This window comes from Pedosphaera parvula Ellin514 (genome assembly GCF_000172555.1).
Lineage (GTDB): Bacteria > Verrucomicrobiota > Verrucomicrobiia > Limisphaerales > Pedosphaeraceae > Pedosphaera.
Window position 1 is genome coordinate 26108 of sequence record NZ_ABOX02000037.1, and the last position, 18876, is coordinate 44983.

General features: G+C 51.6%; 15 protein-coding genes. 5 read left to right on the plus strand and 10 right to left on the minus strand.

Translation table 11 applies throughout. The annotated features are described in order from the left end of the window. The first annotated feature begins 109 nt into the window (after positions 1–109). Positions 110–976, plus strand: a complete 867-nt coding sequence (locus tag CFLAV_RS22630; RefSeq protein WP_007417172.1) for a tRNA1(Val) (adenine(37)-N6)-methyltransferase — start codon at positions 110–112, stop codon at positions 974–976. A gap of 96 nt (positions 977–1072) precedes the next feature. Continuing rightward, positions 1073–1570 carry a TlpA family protein disulfide reductase gene (locus CFLAV_RS22635; protein ID WP_007417173.1) on the plus strand — a complete coding sequence of 166 codons (498 nt, stop codon included), beginning with the start codon at positions 1073–1075 and terminating at the stop codon, positions 1568–1570. Positions 1571–1699: 129 nt separating this feature from the next. Here the strand turns inward: CFLAV_RS22635 and CFLAV_RS22640 are convergent, their stop codons facing one another. From CFLAV_RS22640 to CFLAV_RS22670, 7 genes are all read right to left on the minus strand, one after another. Beyond that, entirely contained in the window at positions 1700–2338 is a 639-nt protein-coding gene (locus tag CFLAV_RS22640; RefSeq protein WP_007417174.1) for a lysophospholipid acyltransferase family protein, read from the minus strand. Positions 2339–2361: 23 nt separating this feature from the next. Beyond that, a complete protein-coding gene (gene cmk, locus CFLAV_RS22645) occupies positions 2362–3012 on the minus strand; it encodes a (d)CMP kinase (protein ID WP_063816454.1) in 651 nt (216 codons plus the stop codon). A gap of 25 nt (positions 3013–3037) precedes the next feature. Continuing rightward, complete coding sequence (locus CFLAV_RS22650) at positions 3038–4318, minus strand: 3-phosphoshikimate 1-carboxyvinyltransferase (protein ID WP_007417176.1); 1281 nt, start codon at positions 4316–4318, stop codon at positions 3038–3040. Beyond that, positions 4318–5046, minus strand: a complete 729-nt coding sequence (locus CFLAV_RS22655; RefSeq protein WP_007417177.1) for a suppressor of fused domain protein — start codon at positions 5044–5046, stop codon at positions 4318–4320. Before CFLAV_RS22655 ends, CFLAV_RS22650 begins: the two co-directional genes overlap by 1 nt. Positions 5047–5049: 3 nt before the next feature. After that, on the minus strand, positions 5050–5931 hold the full coding sequence (locus tag CFLAV_RS22660) for a prephenate dehydrogenase (RefSeq protein ID WP_007417178.1): 882 nt from the start codon (positions 5929–5931) through the stop codon (positions 5050–5052). A 135-nt stretch (positions 5932–6066) separates the two neighbouring features. Next, positions 6067–6843, minus strand: coding sequence for an SIMPL domain-containing protein (locus CFLAV_RS22665; RefSeq protein ID WP_007417179.1), 777 nt, complete (start codon positions 6841–6843; stop codon positions 6067–6069). Between the two features lie 100 nt (positions 6844–6943). After that, entirely contained in the window at positions 6944–7795 is an 852-nt protein-coding gene (locus tag CFLAV_RS22670) for a CbiX/SirB N-terminal domain-containing protein (RefSeq protein WP_007417180.1), read from the minus strand. 327 nt (positions 7796–8122) lie between these two features. Between CFLAV_RS22670 and CFLAV_RS22680 the strand changes: the two genes are divergently transcribed. Together CFLAV_RS22680 and CFLAV_RS22685 are read left to right on the plus strand one after the other, a co-directional pair. Beyond that, positions 8123–11200, plus strand: a complete 3078-nt coding sequence (locus tag CFLAV_RS22680) for a c-type cytochrome (RefSeq protein ID WP_040549828.1) — start codon at positions 8123–8125, stop codon at positions 11198–11200. A 71-nt stretch (positions 11201–11271) separates the two neighbouring features. Continuing rightward, positions 11272–12537, plus strand: coding sequence for a cupin domain-containing protein (locus tag CFLAV_RS22685; protein WP_040549829.1), 1266 nt, complete (start codon positions 11272–11274; stop codon positions 12535–12537). 74 nt (positions 12538–12611) lie between these two features. Here the strand turns inward: CFLAV_RS22685 and CFLAV_RS22690 are convergent, their stop codons facing one another. Further along, positions 12612–14054: a DUF1501 domain-containing protein gene (locus CFLAV_RS22690; RefSeq protein WP_007417184.1), complete on the minus strand. Its 1443-nt coding sequence runs from the start codon at positions 14052–14054 to the stop codon at positions 12612–12614. A 28-nt stretch (positions 14055–14082) separates the two neighbouring features. Next, the gene (locus CFLAV_RS22695; RefSeq protein WP_007417185.1) at positions 14083–17277 is read right to left on the minus strand and encodes a PSD1 and planctomycete cytochrome C domain-containing protein; all 3195 of its coding nucleotides are present in this window, start codon (positions 17275–17277) and stop codon (positions 14083–14085) included. A 215-nt stretch (positions 17278–17492) separates the two neighbouring features. Here CFLAV_RS22695 and CFLAV_RS22700 point away from each other — a divergent pair, with 215 nt between their 5' ends. Beyond that, positions 17493–18386 carry a hypothetical protein gene (locus CFLAV_RS22700; protein ID WP_007417186.1) on the plus strand — a complete coding sequence of 298 codons (894 nt, stop codon included), beginning with the start codon at positions 17493–17495 and terminating at the stop codon, positions 18384–18386. A 124-nt stretch (positions 18387–18510) separates the two neighbouring features. Here CFLAV_RS22700 and CFLAV_RS22705 read toward each other — a convergent pair whose 3' ends face one another. Further along, entirely contained in the window at positions 18511–18873 is a 363-nt protein-coding gene (locus tag CFLAV_RS22705; protein ID WP_150107546.1) for a hypothetical protein, read from the minus strand. Between the last annotated feature and the right edge of the window lie 3 nt (positions 18874–18876).

The window sequence follows — 18876 nt, forward strand, 5'->3', positions numbered from 1 at the left end:
AGTTGAACTACTTAAATAATAAATCAACCTATTCCGGCAGAGCCGGTTCTGATTCTGCTCAGGATAGAGTAGATTTGGTTTTTCGCAACTTTCTCCCGACACTCACAACATGAGCGATCCTTCCAAGGCCGCTAACAATTTCTGCGATCCATGCTTTAAGGGGTGGGCCAAACCCGGTCCCATTCCGCCTGGTGCCCGACATGATGTTGTCGAAGTTCCAGATGGGGAAACGCTCGATGCCATCAGTGGTTATTTTCGGCTTTACCAACTGAAGAACGGCCATCGCTTCTCCACCGATGACGTGCTGACTGCCTGGTATGGCACTTCATGGTGTCCGACTGCGTGCAAGGCTCTTGACCTCGGCAGTGGAATTGGTTCCGTCGGCATGATTGCGGCCTGGCGACTGCCTGGCGCGCAGTTTGTCACCATCGAAGCGCAGGATGAAAGCGTTCGACTTGCCCGCAAATCTGCCCGCTTCAACGGTCTCGAAGCACGATATGAGATCCGTCATGGCGATTTCCGTGATCCTAATATCCTACGGGACGATGAATTGTTCGATCTGGTTCTCGGCAGCCCGCCTTACTTTCCATTGGGGTCCGGGATTGAAGGCGATCATCCGCAAAAGATTGCCTGCCGCTTTGAAGTCCGGGGTGACATTTCCCATTATTGTGCCATGGCGACGAAGCATCTTGCTCCGGGAGGATTCTTTGCCTGTGTCTTCCCTACTGAACAACTGGAACGTGTTGAGGCTGCGGCGAAGAATGCTGAGTTAACCATCGTTCGTCGGCGCCCCATTATACTTCTCGAGGGCAATGAACCCCTCCTTACACTGTTTGGCATGATGCGTTCGGATCATCTACCACCTTCATTTCGCAAACAAACGTGGGTCGAACCTGCGTTGATTATTCGGCAGAGAAATGGCCATGTGCATCCTGAGTATGCCGCGATCAAACTGGCGATTGGGTTCCCGCCTTGAAGAAAGTATTTCCAATTCAATGATTCATGTAACGGTTTGCCTTTGGCAGAGGTCTGTATTAAAGTAGCGACAATCGTAACGAAAATTAAATCATATATGAAAAAGATCGCATTGCTTCTAGCTGCACTTTCATTTGCCACACTCAGCCAGGCTGCCCTCAAGCCCGGTGACAGCCTGAGCCCATACACCATCCATAACGTCTCCAGTGGCAAGGAATACTGCCAGGTCTGCGCTTATGGAACCAAGTCCGGCAAGATCGTCTCTTTCGGCAAGCTCGGCGACGAAGCCTTCTGGTCCGACCTCAAGAAACTTCAGACCATCGCCGACAATAATCCCAAGCTCGGCGTCTTTGCGCAGGTGATTGATTCCAAGGACAGCAAGGCCATCCAGGCCGCTGCCGAAAAGCACGGCATCAAATTCCCCGTCGTTGTAGCGGTGGAAAAGGATTGGGACAAAGCCTATGATGTCAAAGGTGTAAGCCGCACCATTTACTACGCGCGCCAAAAGAACAACATCGTCTGGACTTCGACCGGCCTTGATGACAAAGCCGCCAGCCAGTTGGAAAGCCAGGTCACGAAAGACCTTTCCAGCTAGTCGAGTCCGCGCAACTTAGTTTTACAACCAGCCGACATCTCCAAAGGTGTCGGCTTTTTTCTCCCCAGAATTTCTCGCATAAATCCACTCTGGGAGTTTCAGGAAATCTGCAGAGCGGATCGAAAATGATTAATCGGCCTTTGCCTCGAGCCTGGCAATGGCATCCATGATTTCATCGGCTACTTGTTGATAAATTTGCTTGAGCCGTTCCTTGGTACAAGTCCTGGCTTCGGCTCGCAGTTGCTCGAAATGCATGGGGGTGCCGTATTTGATGGCGACGTGCCGGGGTTTGGGAATTTTAACATGTCGCCCCCAGGCATCGTAGGTGCCAAATACGCGAACGGGCACGACAGGTGCATCTGATTTGATAACGGTAAGGCCAATGCCCGAGCGGGCGGGAAGAAAATTGCCGTCCGTGGACCGCGTGCCTTCGGGAAACAAAATGATGGCACCGCCATTATGGAGCCGATCCATGATGGCTTTCAATCCAGCCGCACCTCCGCCTTCGCGGTCCACCGGCACGGCATTTACCGTGCGAAGAATCCAGCCCACACCCGGGTAACGAAAGAGCGATTTACGCGCAAGATAGTTGATGTCCCGTTTCACACCGGAACCGACCAGTGGCGGATCGAGAAAGCTGGCGTGGTTGGAGGCCAAAATGACCGCGCCTTTTAATGGGACATGTTCAGGATTATAAACGCGCCAGCGAAAATACGTCGCGAAAAGCGTTCGATAAAAAGTCCAACCAATAAAATAAACCGGGTTCATGCGACAAAGACCTTACGATCGGTTCATTTTGAATGAGCCAGGCGCCTTTGTATCTCTTCGATGATGAGCTTGCTCGTCTCCTCCGCAGTCATGCCCGAATTGTTAATCACCTTGGCTCCCAGCGCGACCATCAAAGGCGCAGCTGCACGCTGGCTGTCACGTTGATCACGGGCGGCCAGGTTTTCCTGCACACCTTCCGCCAGTCGACGTTTCGAACGTTCGTTGAGGCAGGCATCGAGATAAAATTTGAAGTCGGTTTCCGGAAAAACATTGGTACCAATATCGCGACCTTCCATGACCAGGTTGCCGAACTGGATGCATTCACGCTGCTTTTTCTTCATCCATTCCCGAACCTTGGGAACCGCTGCGATAAGTGAAGTGGCGCTGCTGACTTCGGCCGTGCGAATCTCCCTCGCCGGATAGTATCCATCGACGAGCAGGTGAACATGATTGTCCACGCGTTCCAGCGACGTTTTCCACTTTTTACAGGCCGACGCAATGGCCTTTTCGTCATCCAAGTTGACTTTGTTTTTTAGGCAATGCCAGCCAAAGGTGCGATACATGGCACCGGTATCCACGTAGATATAGCCGAGTGCCTTGGCAACCATTTTGGCATTGGTGCTCTTGCCGCTGGCGCTGGTGCCATCAATCGCGATGACAATGGATGAATTCACTTTTCCGGACTCCAGGTTTATTAGTTTAGTCTGCAAATAGTTCCTCTCCGTTCAAAGGCTTGTGCGTGCGGCCGTGAAGAATCGTCACCCCCAGTCCATGGGGCGCAGGCGCAGCGAGTTTTTGAAAAAAATCTGGAAATGTCTTTTTCACGCACGCCGGATTTTTGATTTTTATCCCGGAAACTTTCAATCCCAGAATTGCAAAACACATTGCCATGCGATGGTCATTGTACGTCTCAATCTCCGCGCCGTGAAGTGTTCCCGGGAAAACCTCCAGCGTGTCGCCCGTCTCAATCGCTTTGGCGCCGCACCTGGCCAGTTCGGTGCGTAAAGCATGGACACGTTCGCATTCCTGTACGCGCAGACGGCCGAGATCAGTAAAGCGGACCGGGTGCGTGGAAGTTAAGGGTGCCATAACAATTCCTGTCATTATACTATCGCCGAGTTGTCCCTCGCGCGAAATAGTTTCAGGCAAATCCAAACATTTTGAGAATTCAGCGTCTATTTGCCAACCGCTGGTCGGCCATTCCTTGACGGACACGGTGGGGTTCTTTGCGTCGGGGCTCAAAATTTTACCCGCGGCCCAGAAATAACTGCCACTGGAGGCATCTGGCTCGATATGAAATTCGCTGCCGTGCTGTGGGAAGGATTCGACAAGGCGCGAAGTCATGACCACATATGGCGATTCCTCGGTGTTCTCGCCAACTATCTTGACGCTCCATCTCCCTTTGCCAGCGCAAAGCAACAATGCCGAGGCAAATTGAGAACTTTCCCCTATGCTTACACTGCACGTGCCCTTTTTTGGCCCGGTTCCATGGATGATTACCGGTAACTTGTTATTGGGCGAATCAACCTGATAGCCGAGTTCCCGCAAGGCTTGAAACAAAGCCGCTTGCGGACGCTCATGCATTCGCTTGACACCGTGCAATCGGTAGGTTCCCTGCCCCAGACAAACGAAGGCCGACAAAAATCGAGCTGCCGTGCCAGCATTGCCAACAAAAAGATCCAAAGGTTCATTGGCCGAACCAGCACTTGGAATTTTCCCGCCCAGACCCTGAACAGCAATGGTGCGGTCGGAGCTTTCTTCAGGATCGATCCCAACTTCAACGTCAAAACCGAGACGTTGTAGGCAATCAACCATCGCCTGCGTGTCTTCACTCCAAAGTGCTCCGTGCAATATAGTCCTGCCATCGGCCAAGGCGGCGAGAATCAACGCACGGTTGGTGATGCTCTTGGATCCTGGCACTGTAATCTCAGCACGCACGCCTCCTTCCAGTGGCACTATTTCTATTGTGTCAGGTAACATCAGAAAATTCCGAATAACTTTTTAGCCACATTCTTTCTTCCCATTATCACCAACTCGGTGAACTTCTGCTTATCAAAGCGATCAAATATTTCCTTGGCTCCCATTTTTAATTTTAAATCTGCCTCCTCCTGGTACAGCGGCAGCACAGAATAAATGTGAATCGTCATCTCCGGAGTTACCTTGAATTCCCAGAACTCCTGTTTTGCGGTGAGAGGTGCTGCCAACATCGCACAACAAAATTTCGTTCCCGGAGCATACGGCTCGGCTGGATCGCCATTCGGGATTGTATGCGCGAATGAAAGCCATGTATCGTATTCGTGCGGCATTCTCGCCAGGACTTTCAACAACCTTACCGGCCAATAATTCTTCTCGTTCTTGAAGTCCTCTTGCTTAAGAGGCCAATCCGGCGGCAGACAGAGCATCAGTTCCCCATACGAATAATCCTCCGCGCCTTCCGGCGTTTTCATGGAGCGAGCGCTCATCCCCGTGGTGAGCAGCGTGTAAAAATTCCGGTCGGGACCTGGTGCAATGATATGAATATCGATATGGACCAAGTCGGAAACTAATTCGTGAAAAACCCAGTCCACTTTGCCCAGATGCTTCTCATAATGTTGTTCCAGCAATTTTATATGTCCCGCCTCACCAAACGCCATCTCGAAAGGCTTCTCGCGCGGCTTGTGCCTGTAAACAGGATTGCCGCTTTCAGTGAATTCTGATGGTGCGCTCATAGTTTACTCGGACGATGCACCTTTCTGATCTGTCCAGGCATCACGTCGCTGTTTGGCCTTCTCAAAAAATTCTTCAATGGCTTTTACGTCGCCATTATCCAGCGCAAGTTGGAACTCAGTCAGGTCTTCAATGAACACGCCAAGCACGCGGCTCAGGTTTTTTCTATTGGCCATGGAAATGTCCCGCCACATTTCAGGCGAACCCGAGGCAATTCGGGTGGTATCGCGAAAACCATTCGCACAAACCAGCGATTGCTCCTTTGGATGAGCCGGGCTTAAAACATAATTGGCGAGTTCGGCAGCCACCACATGTGGCAAATGACTGGAACGGCTGACCAGGTCATCATGCGCGACGGGAGAAATGGTAACCGGTCTTGATCCAACCGACTTCCAAAGCTCTTCGACCCTTCGGACAGCATCTTTATCAGAATTCTGCGTGGGTGTTACTATGCAAATAGCATTATTGAATAAATCTTCACGCGCAGCAGCAACCCCCATTTTTTCTCCTCCTGCCATGGGATGACTGCCAACGAAAAAAGCTCCCGCTCCCGCCACCAAAGGCTCCAGTTCTTCAACAACTGTCTCCTTGACACTCCCCACATCCGTGACAATGGCTCCTTTTTTAAGTGCGGGCAGCATTTTCTCGGTCATTTCCCGCATCTGGCCCAATGGTGTGCAGAGAACGACCAAATCCGCGTTCTCAACGGCACGGTTTAGGTCACGAGTGGCGTGATCCACTGCGCCGATCTTTTCACATTCACCAATGCTGGCGGAGCGGCGGACGTAACCATCCACCTTGGTCGCCAGTCGACGCTGCCTGAGGGCCAGCCCCAAGGAGCCGCCCAGCAAGCCAACACCAACCAGAGTGACTTTCTGCCAATGCACGAGTGTGAGTTTCGGGCTTCAAGTTTCAGGTTTCAAGTGGCAAGTTGCCAAATACGGCTTTTTCCTGCTTGCATCCCAGTCACCCATGAGGGCAGCCGTGCCATCTCCCTGACCCTGTTAGAAAGGAAGGGCGGGTTACTTTGCTTCAACTGAGTATTCAACGGTTACTTGCGCTGTGAACGTCAGTTCACCGAAGGATGAGCCCGTTTCCTGAACTTCCACCAATCCTCCAACAGGCAGTGATGCCCCTGTTGGGGACGATGAATAGCTTCTGTCATACTGCTTGTCGGATGCCTGTTGAGGAGATTTCAGCCCCGTCAGACCCGGAGAAAACCATTTTGGAACGAGTCGAACGCCAAATTTCTCCTCATAAATCTTTCGCCGTTCATTTGCGTTATCGCAAGCTTTGGCAATCACCTGCCTCTTCAGTTCTTCTTTGTTGTCCTGTTCGACCTCAATGCCCTGGTATTGCACTTCGGGCCACGAATCCACTGCTCCGCTGGCGGCCTGAAATTCCTTCTCACCTTGGGCCGTTATCTTTATAAAATTTTCCACCCGATAACTCTTTGCATTGTCGCTGAACATTCCATATTTCGGGGTCGAAGAAAATCTTGAAGCTTGCACCCTGTCGACCGGTACATCCTGCCCCTTCAAATAGTTAATCAGCTTGCTTCGCATCTCTTGATTTAACCGCAGGGCTCCCTGTAATGATTTACTCTCAGTGGTGATTTTCAGCGTGATGATCGCCCGGTCGGCTTGAACCTTCAGCTCGCCCTCGCCTGTTACCTGGGCAGCCTTTGGAACCCGGGTAAGAAATTGGGTAAGTTCGTTGGGAGTTCCTTTCAATTCAGGGTCAGCACGAAGTTGTGACACTATCAGGGAGCAAGCAGCCAGTAGAATAAATTTCCGCATATATGGACTTTCCTTTTGATTTTCCGTCCCGCACTGCGGGACTTCAGGAGGAGACCGGCGTAAAGCTGGAAATCTTAAAGAAAAAACAAGTTACAAGCGGTTAATCTGCCTTCAGTGAAATCTCTTGCACCCGCTCTAAAATGACATCCGCAATATGCGGTTCATTGCCGATGCTTGGGCTATACCAAAGCAGCTTGCCCTGACGCTCTGTCGGATTTCGCCAGGTTGGCTGGCCGCTTTTCAACCGTTCCTGCACGACTTGCTTCGGTTCACCCAGCATTTCGGGAATGTCTTCGTAGGAATGCAGGCCGTCGCTGATGAAAAAAGGTACCATTACGATATTCTTAACTGAAGCCATCTTATAGCAGTCACCCACGCGCGGCTCTTCTTCCATAAACAAAGGATAAACCTCGGCATATAGATTGCGCTTTTGAATGATCTCCACCTGTCGTTCGATGGCCTTGCGCGAATTCTCATTATTTCCCGTGCCATGCCCGGCGATGAAGAGGGCGGTGTCTTTTGGCTTGGGCAGGCGTGGAAAAGGAAATTTCTCTACAATTTCCCGGGCTCGGGCAAGCAGCACTTCGGTCATGCTTTCATGCGTGCCGACGGGTCCACAATAATAAAGCGTTTGATTTCCCCGCTTTTGGATGCGCGGAAAATCCTTCTGATCATTGCTGCAAAAACCAAGTTCGCGCGGAACCACCTGCTCGGTAAAATAGCCTTCGCTGATGAACAAAGGAACAATGAATACTCTCGGAGCGAAGACACCCCGCAAAACACCGGCAATGCCCGGTTCCAGTTTCCAAAAACATTCCACCACCTGTCCAAAAAGGTGTCGTCGGCGAATTTCATCGGCGTGCTGGTACGTCGGCGCGCTGGATTCGGCGTTCAACGTCGATCCATGTCCCACCAGCACCAGCGCCGCATCCGAGAAATCAGCTTTGCTCACGAGCAATGCTTAGCTCAATCTTCCCCAAATCGCAAGCCACTTGCCTGCCTGCTTATTCCTACCAGGCATCAGAGGATTACCAGGTCGGCATGCCCACCGACATTACCAGAGATTGCTTTACTACTCGAGCATCAACCGGCAAGCAACCAGTCCATGAAGCCTTCGGTTTGCACGTTCAGGCCATTGCAAATAATAAGCCTTACGTCTCAAAGTGACGAGGAGGTTCAGTGGTAAAGCATAGGAAAAACTCCTTGCTCTTTCCGTTTGCACAACAATACTTAAATGAATAACCCTGCGGCCTAATCCGTAGGTAATAACTGAATGCTAATGAATCGATCGAATCTACTTCGTCTGGCCCTTTTGCTCTGGGTTTCACTGTTCATGAACGTCGTTCGTGCTGATGCACCGGACTGGATATGGCATGACAACAAAGGCAAGGAGCCTGCCAATGGAGAAATACGCTACTTCCGCAAGACCTTTAACGTGACCGGGAAGGTGAGCAACGCCACGCTTTCCGCAGCAGCGGATGACGAAATCCAGGTCTTTATCAACGGAAACATGGTTCTGGAAGGGAGCGGTTGGAGCAAGGGCTCCCATGCCGATGTAACCAAGCACATTCATCCCGGTGAAAACCTGATTGCCATTCGTGGACGCAACGTCTCTGGTCCGGCGGCAGTGATTGCCATGGTGGAAATGCAGCTTCCCAAACGTCAAAAACAATACCTGCTCACGGACAAGAGCTGGCTTTCATCCGATACCGGAGTCGATAATTGGTATACCACGAACTATAACGACAGCAATTGGACCAAGCCTGTAAGCTTGGGAAAGCTGGGGGTTCAACCTTGGGGCGATGTTCTAAGCTTGCCCAAAGCTACTCCAGCCTCCGATTTGACTTTGCTCCCCGGCTTTAAAGCTGAACTGCTTCGTTCGGCTGAACCCGGTGAAGGTTCATGGGTTTCGATGGCCGTGGATGCAAAGGGACGGCTGATTGTTTCTCCTCAGGAAGGCACCAGGAACCTCCTACGGATCACTTTGACCAAAACGGGACAGGTTGAAAAGATCGAGAAAATCAACCTGCCAGTCGGCTCAGCCATGGGCCTGCTTTATGCCTTCGACAGTCTTTACGTAAATGGCACCGGCCCTGAAGGCCTGGGCCTCTATCGCCTGCGTGATACCAATCACGATGACCAATATGATTCCGTAAAGTTAATCAAAAAAATTGAAGGGGCCTCCGGCGAGCATGGCAGCCATGGGCTAATTCTGGGGCCGGACAATCATATTTACATTATCAGCGGCAATTTCACGAAGGTGCCGAAAGACATCGCTCCGGATTCCCAGCACAAGCATTACGCCGAAGATCAGCTTCTTCCCCGTGGTCAGGATGGCAACGGCTTCGGAAATGGCATTGAACCTCCGGGTGGTTTTGTTTTGCGCACTGATGAAGACGGCAAGAAATGGGAATTGTATTGCGCCGGAATGCGTAACACCTACGACTTCGCTTTCAGTCCGCAGGGCGAGATATTTGGTTTTGACAGCGATATGGAATGGGACTGGGGCATGCCGTGGTATCGCCCGATTCGTATCTGCCATTTGGTCTCCGGTGGGGATTATGGTTTTCGCGAAGGTACCGGCAAATGGCCAAAATATTATCCGGACAGCCTGCCCAGCACGGTAGACGTAGGTATCGGCTCGCCAACTGGCCTGAAATTTGGTACTGCCAGCAACTATCCGGAGAAATATAAAAATGCCTTGTTTGCCATGGATTGGTCCTACGGCCGCATTTTCGCCGTTCATTTAACTCCTAACGGAGCGAGTTATGATGCGACCTTCGAAAACTTCGTCAAAGGCAAGCCGCTTAATGTTACCGATCTGGAATTTGGCAAGGATGGCGCGATGTACTTTCTCACTGGTGGGCGTGGAACCCAGTCCGGACTATATCGCGTAAGCTACGTTGGCGAACCCCAAAAGGAACCCAAAAAATCCAGGGACGAAGTTGCACAGGAAAAAGCTGCCAAGACCGCACGTGAAGTGCGTCATAAATTGGAGAGCTTCCACGGCCATACGGATGCCAAGGCTGTCGAATTTGCCTGGCCTTACTTGAACAGCGACGACCGATTCCTTCGCTATGCGGCTCGGATTGCGATTGAAAGCCAACCCGTCGAATCATGGAAGGATCGTGCATTGTCAGAGACTCACACTAATGCGGGCATCAATGGTCTGCTCGCGCTCGCTCGTCTCGGTGCTAAAGACACTCAGGGGCCACTGCTGCGTGCCCTGGCAAAGTTCCCGATCGATGGTTTAAGCGAATCTCAGAAACTTGAGAAGTTGCGCGTGATCGAACTGAGCTTCATTCGACAAGGCAAACCAGATCAGCAGATTGCCAAAATGGCGATCGAAAAGTTGGACCGCCAATATCCGGCCAAATCTCAGGCGCTCAACCGTGAGCTCTGCCAGCTCCTGGTTTATCTGCAAGCCCCTGATGTGGTTGCTAAAACCCTGGCATTACTCGATGCAGCCACTACGCAAGAGGAACAAATTTATTACATCTTCCAGTTGCGCGCACTGAAGACGGGTTGGACGATGGAACAGCGTGAACACTACTTCAGCTGGTTTAATCGTGAGCATGAAGGCGAGCCCGGAGACCCGACCTATCACAAGGGCGCAGGGTATTATCCCTGGTCGAAACGCGCGGGTTACAAACCTCAGCACTCTGCCGAGTTGCTTAAATGGTTCACCGATGCCGAGCGCGATTACGGCGACGGTTCGAGTTTTCCAAAATTCATGATAAACTTCCGGAAGGACGCAGTGGCATCACTGAACGACCAGGAACGTGTGGAACTGGCATCGCTCATCACCGAAAAGAAAGCCGAGCCCAAGAAGCCAACTGTTGAACACAAGTTCGTTCAAGACTGGAAAATGGAAGATCTTTTGGCCGATCTTGATAAGGCCTCCAAAGGCCGGTCTTTCGCCAAAGGCCGGGAGGCGTTCACTGCGGCTCAGTGCATCCAATGCCATCGTTTCAACAATGAAGGTGGCGCGGTTGGCCCTGAACTGACTGCGGTTTCAAGCCGCTTTGCCCGCAAAGATGTTCTGGAGTCGATTCTCCTGCCATCAAAAGTGGTGTCCGAACAGTATCAAAATACAACTGTCACCAAGAAGGATGGCGATGATGTGACCGGTCGGATCATTGAAGAGAACGATACGAAGATCGTCGTTGTCACCAACCCGCTGACACAAACTAAAGTTGAAGTCTTGAAAGCGGACATCCAAAAACGCGATGCCTCAAAGCTTTCGCCCATGCCGGAAGGCCTTGTAAATATTTTGACCAGGGATGAAATTCTTGATTTGCTGGCCTACATCGAATCCGGCGGAAAGCAAACCACAGCTGCTTTTGAGACGAAGTAATCCATTTGGCATCACAGACCTGTAATCTGCACACGTGTAGATCACGGGATTTGAAATAAACAACTATGAGCATGAAATCAGTCAAGAATCTGAAAACAGTAAACAAAAAAGTCCGCAATCTGGTAGAAAGCGCCCTGGAGGAAAGCGGCGGCCTGCTCCGTCTGGCACCTTGCTGGGTTCCTCGTTCCTTCCTGCAACCCGGTAAACGCCTCAAGCTTCATCCCGACGACCTCTATGCATTTGGCTTGAACCGCGGTGGCATCGATGAACGTTGGTTTGCCTCCACCACACCGGCGGCAAACGAGAACCGTACACCAGATGAAGGGTTGAGCTACGTCGTTGCTGGAAGGAGCCGCTTCACCCTGCAGGCAGCGGTTGCTGAATGCGGTGCTGAACTCATTGGTAGGAAGATCTGGAACAAATACAAGCGCTGGCCCGTTTACTCGAAGTTTTTCGACAACATGGGACCGATTCCACACCACATGCACCAGAGCCAAAAGCAAGCGCGTCTGGTCGGACAGGAAGGCAAACCGGAATCCTACTACTTCCCGCCCCAGCACAACAACGTTGGCAACAATTTCCCTTACACTTTCATGGGACTTGAGCTCGGCACCACAAAGGCACAGGTTCGCAAGTGCCTTGAGAATTGGAACAAGGGTGACAACGGAATACTCGACCTCTCACGCGCTTATCGGTTGAAGCCCGGCACCGGTTGGTTGATCGGGCCTTGCATTCTACACGCGCCTGGTTCCCTTTGCACCTATGAGCCGCAATGGGGCTCTGATGTTTTCGGCATGTACCAATCCTTGGTTGAAGGACGCGAAGTTCCCTGGTCTCTCCTAGTTAAGGACATGCCCAAGAGCAAGCACAAGGACTTGGACTTCATTGTTGATCAACTCGACTGGGAAGCCAACGTAGATCCCAAGTTTAAAGATAATCACTATCTCGAACCGGTTCCTGTGGCTGATACCCGTAGCGAGGGTTACGTGGATCGTTGGATTGTTTACGGGAAAGTGCATGACGAGCAACTCTTCACAGCCAAGGAATTAACTGTTGAACCCGGTGCCAAATGCACGATCAAGGACAATGGGGCTTATGGTCTTATCACTGTCCAGGGCAAAGGCAAGATGAACAAGCTCAACCTGGATTGCCCAAAACTGATTCGTTTCCATGAACTGACTGAAGATGAAGTGTTCTGCACCGAGGATGCCGCCAAAGCCGGTGTCACCTTCGAAAACACCTCGGACGTCGAACCGCTCGTGGTACTGCGTTACTTCGGACCAGAAGTGAACCCTGAGGCACCCGGATTGGGAGCCTATCGCAAGAATAAGTTCTAAAAGCTAATCTTGTTCACAAAGCGCAGAGCGTCACCCGATGCTCTGCGTTTTTCATTTCAAACTCCGACCTCAAATCATGCAAGCAACTTGGTCACCAGTTCGCCATGCACATCCGTTAAGCGGAAATCACGTCCCTGAAACCTATAGGTTAATTTGGTATGATCAAAACCGAGCAGGTGCAGAATTGTGGCATTCAGGTCATGCACATGAACCTTGTCTTTCGTCACGTTAAACCCGAAATCATCAGATTCGCCCAAGGTGATACCGGGCTTTATCCCACCGCCGGCCATCCACATGGTGAAGCAATTCGGATGATGGTCGCGCCCGTCGTCGCCGCCCTGCACCATCGGTGTTCGTCCAAACTCGCCGCCCCAGATAACCAAGGTGTCATCAAGCAGGCCGCGCTGTTTCAAATCCTTCACCAAAGCTGCCGAAGCCTGGTCGGTATGCTTGCAGTTTTTTGTCAAGTCCGCCTTAAGATTTCCATGTTGGTCCCATGACTCATGAAACAGCTCAACGAACCGGACACCTCGCTCAATCAATCGTCGTGCGAGCAGACAATTCATCGCGAACGATGGCTTGCCTGGCTCGACCCCGTACATCTCGAGGACATGTTTCGGTTCCTTTGAGAGATCCATGAGATCCGGTGCGCTGGTTTGCATCCGGTAAGCCATTTCGTAGGAGTTAATCCGCGTGCTAATTTCCGGATCCCCAACCACGTCCAAATGTTTTTGATTCAGATTCCGAACTGAATCCAAAGTATCACGCTGAATCTGGTCATCCACCCCCTTTGGATTGGATAGGTAGAGAATTGGATCGCCCTGGCTGCGGAACATCACGCCGTTGTAAACGGTCGGCAGAAAACCCGAACCCCAATTCGATGCTCCGCCGCTCGGCCCTTTCGCTCCGGAACTGAACACGACGAATCCAGGCAGATCCTTCGACTCACTGCCAAGCCCATACAACGACCATGCCCCAACGCTTGGACGACCAAACTGCTGCGATCCCGTGTGCATCATGATCTGAGCTGGCGCGTGATTGAAAGCATCCGTGGACATCGACTTCACAATGGCAATGTCATCGGCCACCTCCGCCAGATGGGGCAGCAGTTCTGAAAGCTCGGCCCCAGATTGGCCATGCCTGGCAAAACTGAATTTCGGTCCGAGCAATTTCGAACTCGGATTGATAAATGCAGCCCGGTATCCCTTCAACAACTCGGCAGGCGGAAGGGTACCGTTGAATTTTGCCAACTGCGGTTTGTAATCGAACAACTCCAAATGACTGGGAGCGCCTGCCATGAAAAGATAGATGACATTTTTTGCTTTCGCGGGAAAATGCGGTTGCTTCGGTGCGAGTGGATTGTTCGACGCAGAACTTGTCTGCGCCGCCGAGGCGTAATCACCCAGCAAATTGTGCAATGCGATGGCTCCAAGTCCCACCCCGCATTGTTTAAAAAACCAACGGCGCGACACCGCCACCGGATGTTCTTTGGGATATAGATTTGTCTGGCAATTCATGGTTAATGGCTTTCTTTGAAACTCGAACTCATTCCTTGGTAATGGTTTCGTCCAGGTTCAGCAACACTCGTGACATGACAGTATAAGCCGCAAGTTCCGTCGGTGTTGTTCCTTTCGGCAAATTTTTAATCGGCTCGCTCTTTCCCGTTACCAGTGTCGGAATGTCCACCCACCCCTCGCCAATATGAACTTTCTCCCGCTGCAGCAAAGCCTGCAATTCCTTTAATTCATCAGCATTGGGTTTGCGCCCGAGACAACGGCGAAAGGCATAGCTGATCCGTTCCTGCTCATCCCTAGCATGCTCAAGCGAACGCAATGCCAGAGCCTGCGCACATTCCATGAAGACAATCTCATTCAGTGAAGCAAGCGCCTGCAAAGGTGTGTTGGAACGGAGTCTGCGAACGCAGGAAAAATCTCCATTGGGCGCATCGAATGTCTGGAGCACCGGATAGGGCACCGAACGAAACCGGAAAGTGTAAATGGCGCGTCGGTACCGGTTCGAGCCTGTCTCCTCATTCCAAACTTTCGGCCCATAACTCGCTGGGGGCTGGAACAGGAACGCCGGGGCTGGCGGCATAACGCCTGGCCCGCCCAGATTCTCATTGAGCAAATCGGAAGCAGCCAGAGAGATGTCCCTTACAATTTCCGCATCGACGCGAACACGAGGGCCACGGGCCAGCAAACGGTTATACTGATCCCTTTCGTAAAGCGCGGGTGTAACGCGCGAAGACTCCCGGTATGTGGAACTGTTTACGATGAGCCGATGCATGTGTTTGATATCCCATGCGACAGGACGCGACTTCTCCGCAGCCAACAGCATTGAAGGTTCCATGAATTCCACGGCAAGCCAGTCCAGCAATTCCGGATGTGAAACCTCAGGGGTTCGAAGCCCGAAATCTTCCGGTGTCTCGACCAACCCCACCCCGAAGTAAGATTGCCACAGTCGATTCACAAATACACGGGCAGTAGTTGGTGATTTACGATCCACGAGCCATTTCGCCAAGGTCAGGCGACTGTTATCTGAATCGGCTGGCAGCGGGTGCAGGAAAGCTGGAACCCCTGTGTTTACTTGTCGATCAGGTTTAAGCCAATCACCCCTCTTTAATATGTGTGTATCACGCTTCTCATCACTCCCAACGCCCGTGCGCGCCACCAGAGCCAGCGTTGGAGTGCCTTCCGGCCATTCCTTCCAAAGCGTTTCGATTTTATCGTTGGCCGCTTTGAACTCCGCAACCGTGGTTCGCCAATAACTAAAGATTGCCGCCACCTGCGTGGGTGTGCGTTGCTCTCTCGGCACATTAAAAATTTCCCGCACTCCACTTGGAATCGGGTCAGCCACCGCATTTGTTGCGCTGCTAACACTCAATCGGAATCGGCCGAGATTATGGTTCTGATTATCGTCGGAATTCCACCCACCATGGTTTTGCTTAAGCGCGAAGGTTAGAATCGTCCCGTTTGTGAACGTAATCGGCTTATCAGGAATGAACACCGCTTTGCGCGGTTGATTGCGACGGCCAGGCCCGGCATCGATTCCCCAAGCCGTATTATCTTTGCCGTCTATCGCGTATTCAACAGGACCATAAATGCGTTTTGCTCCCGAACGATCATCAAACTCAGATTCCAAATCCTTCTCTGCATTTGCAAAATCAGCCGTGGCTTTGACAAACTTCACATTCATCTTGTTGGTTGGGTTTTTTGCATCAACCGCTTCCACGTGGAATTCACTTAGAGCCGACATGCCTTTGATGGATCGACCGGGCCCATTGCATGGCAGGTCGGCGTCGGTCAGTTGCTCAAGGCGAAACGCTCCGATGAGTGGAAGATTATTGGTTCCTTTGAAATGCGCCGTCCACTTGGTCGGAGCATAACTCGCCGCGCGAATAGACCCATCCGTGTAATAATAAAATCGTTCACCGTTGTCGCCCGAAGAATTGCGGCACTCCACCACCTCCCAATCTGGTTGATCATTTCTGACCGAATCCTCCCACTTCGCCATGCGCTCTTTCCAATCAGCCGTTGTATGCCGCAACCCTTCTTCCAGATCACGTATCTGCCTCAGCAAATTGGCCCGCTGCTGCTGTTGTTCTGCTGTGTAAGCCACCGTCGATGCCTCATGGTCATTGTTCAGGAATGCGAACAACCGGTAATACTCCTCCTGCGTCAACGGATCAAACTTGTGGTTGTGACATTGCGCACATTGAATCGTCAAACCGAGAACGCTTTTGCCAATCGCATCCATTCGATCAAACATCGCATCCATCCGAAACTGCTCTGGATCCACCCCACCCTCTTCGTTGAGCATTGAATTACGTAGAAAACCAGTGGCAACGATCTGGTCCTGTGTTGGATTTGGTAATTGGTCGCCCGCGATTTGCTCCATGACAAATTCGCTATATGGCAAATTGTGATTGAATGCGTTGACCACCCAATCACGATAATTCCAGATGAACCGCGGCTTATCCTTTTCAAAACCATCCGAATCTGCGTAGCGCGCTGCATCCAACCAAAGCCGTCCCCACCTCTCGCCATAATGTGGCGAGGCCAGCAATCGTTCCACCTGCTTTTCATAAGCATCCTTGCTTTTGTCGGCAACAAAGTTATCGATCTCCTCAATCGTTGGCGGCAAGCCAATCAAATCCAGACTCAACCGTCGCAGCAACGTCGCCTTGTCCGCTTCCGGCGACGGCCTCAGTTTCTCCTTCTCCAATCGCGCCAAAATGAACGCATCCACCGGACCTCGTCCCCACTTCGTGTCAGAAACCTTCGGTAACTCATGCTTCACAGGCGGCACGAACGCCCAATGCTTCTGCTTGTTTGCAACTTTCTTGCTCAACTCCTCCGGCCAGTTCGCGCCTTGATCAATCCAGTTTCGCAGCAGGGCCACCTGCTCCGCCGTCAACTTCTCGCCTTTGGCTGGCATTACTTCATCAGGATCCTTCGAAGTAACTCGCTTGATCAGGTCACTCTCAGCACTCTTGCCCGCCACAATGGCCGGTTTGCCCGATTCACCGCCGCGAAGAGCACTTTCCTTGCTATCGAATCGAAGCCCCGACTTTTGTTTGCTTTCTCCGTGGCACTCATAGCAGTGCTTCGCAAAAAGCGGTTGGATGTCATGCGCGAAATCAACTTTTCTCTCCGCAGCCACCGCCGAACTCATCAGACAAACAAATAAAACTCCTCCAAGCGCAATGAGCGCGCTGAGTTTGAATATGGGTGGCTGCATAATGCTAGTTTTCAGGATGCCGCGGCTGATTTCCAGAGCTTTTTCAGGAATCTACATCCAATTCCCTTTGACTTTTTCCGAAACTTCGAAATTCAAACTATTTACATGCTTATCGTTGAGCAAATCTCCTCTCACTTACTGGGCATTCACCCGACTTGCTTACCTCGCCACGATATTCCAGTTTACCCTCGCAAGTAATATCAATATTAAAATGTATGTTTATCAGGGTGCTGGCAATAATTACGTTCCTGTTTTGCTATCAAACCTCGGGCTTTTCCGCTCCCCAACCGCAGCTTGCCTATTACCTGCAAAATAATTTCGTTGAGGTCGGCATCAATCCAAGTGCCGGCGGAGCCATCAGCTTTCTTGCCCCCAAAGGATCGGTTCACACCCTCGTTAACACTTACGACCTCGGCCGGTACATCCAACAATCCTTCTACGGTGGTCCTGACGGTTCCACCTGGAACGGCAAACCCTGGTCCTGGAATCCTGTCCAGGCCGGCTCCGCCACTGGCCAACCCTCAAAACTCCTCGACTTCAAAAACTATGGCCGCTTCCTCTACGCCAAAACTCTCCCGAAACATTGGGCCACTGGCGCGGATATTCCCGACTTGATCATGGAGGAATGGATCAGTCTCGATAACCAGATCGTCCGCGTCCACTATCGAATGCATTACACAGGCCGCATCGTTCATCCTCCTGCCGACCAGGAAATGCCCGCCGCCTTCCTCGATCACCGCCTCGAAACACTCACCTACTACAAAGGCCCCGCACCTTGGACCGCTGCACCGCTGACGCGAATCAAGCCCGCCCCCATCAACCAATACGACGACATCCCCGAAAACTGGGCCGCCTATCTCAACGAAAATAACTGGGGTGTCGGTGTCTACACGCCCGGCGTCTCGCGTCTAACCTTCTATTTCGTCGGAGACAAGAAATCCGGTTCCGCCTATCTCGCCCCGATCAAAACGCTTCCCATTACTCCAGGAATGACTCTCGACTACGACGTCTACCTCCGCGTCGGCTCCATCACGGAAATTCGCAATTCTTTCTACAAAATCCACAGCCAACTCCAACGCGGTCCCATGCGCCCTTTCCCTCCGCGATAAAACAACCAGCGAGATTTCCTACCTTATACTCGTGACAATGAAATGCATGGTTCGACAAAGCGTGTCCATTCGGCACACAGATGCCACATTGAGTTACATGCACGCTTTGGCGAGGAAACCAGCCTCATGAAATTCGAACTCCGGGGTTGCTCTGTCCAACTTGAAACCAATGTTCATCCTGGTGCATCGAAACCTTTCGGCTTGCTGGTCGCAAAAGTTTTATTCTGTCGCTGGTATGCTTGTAGACGCGTCCGCTCACTACCGCACCGAACAGGCTGAAGGCAAGCACGACTCCAATGCAGCAAATGAATGCGCGGCTCTCTTCAAAACGGCGAATTGCGTCCACGAGTCGTTGAGGAGACCGAAGACGAAGGTTGAATGCTGCCTCGGAGGCAGTATAGCGAAGCCAGAGGTCGCGACGTCGGATCAGCAATATGAGCAGGGTTCCAAAGAGAACAGCCACCACAATATTAAACCAAAGAATCATTTC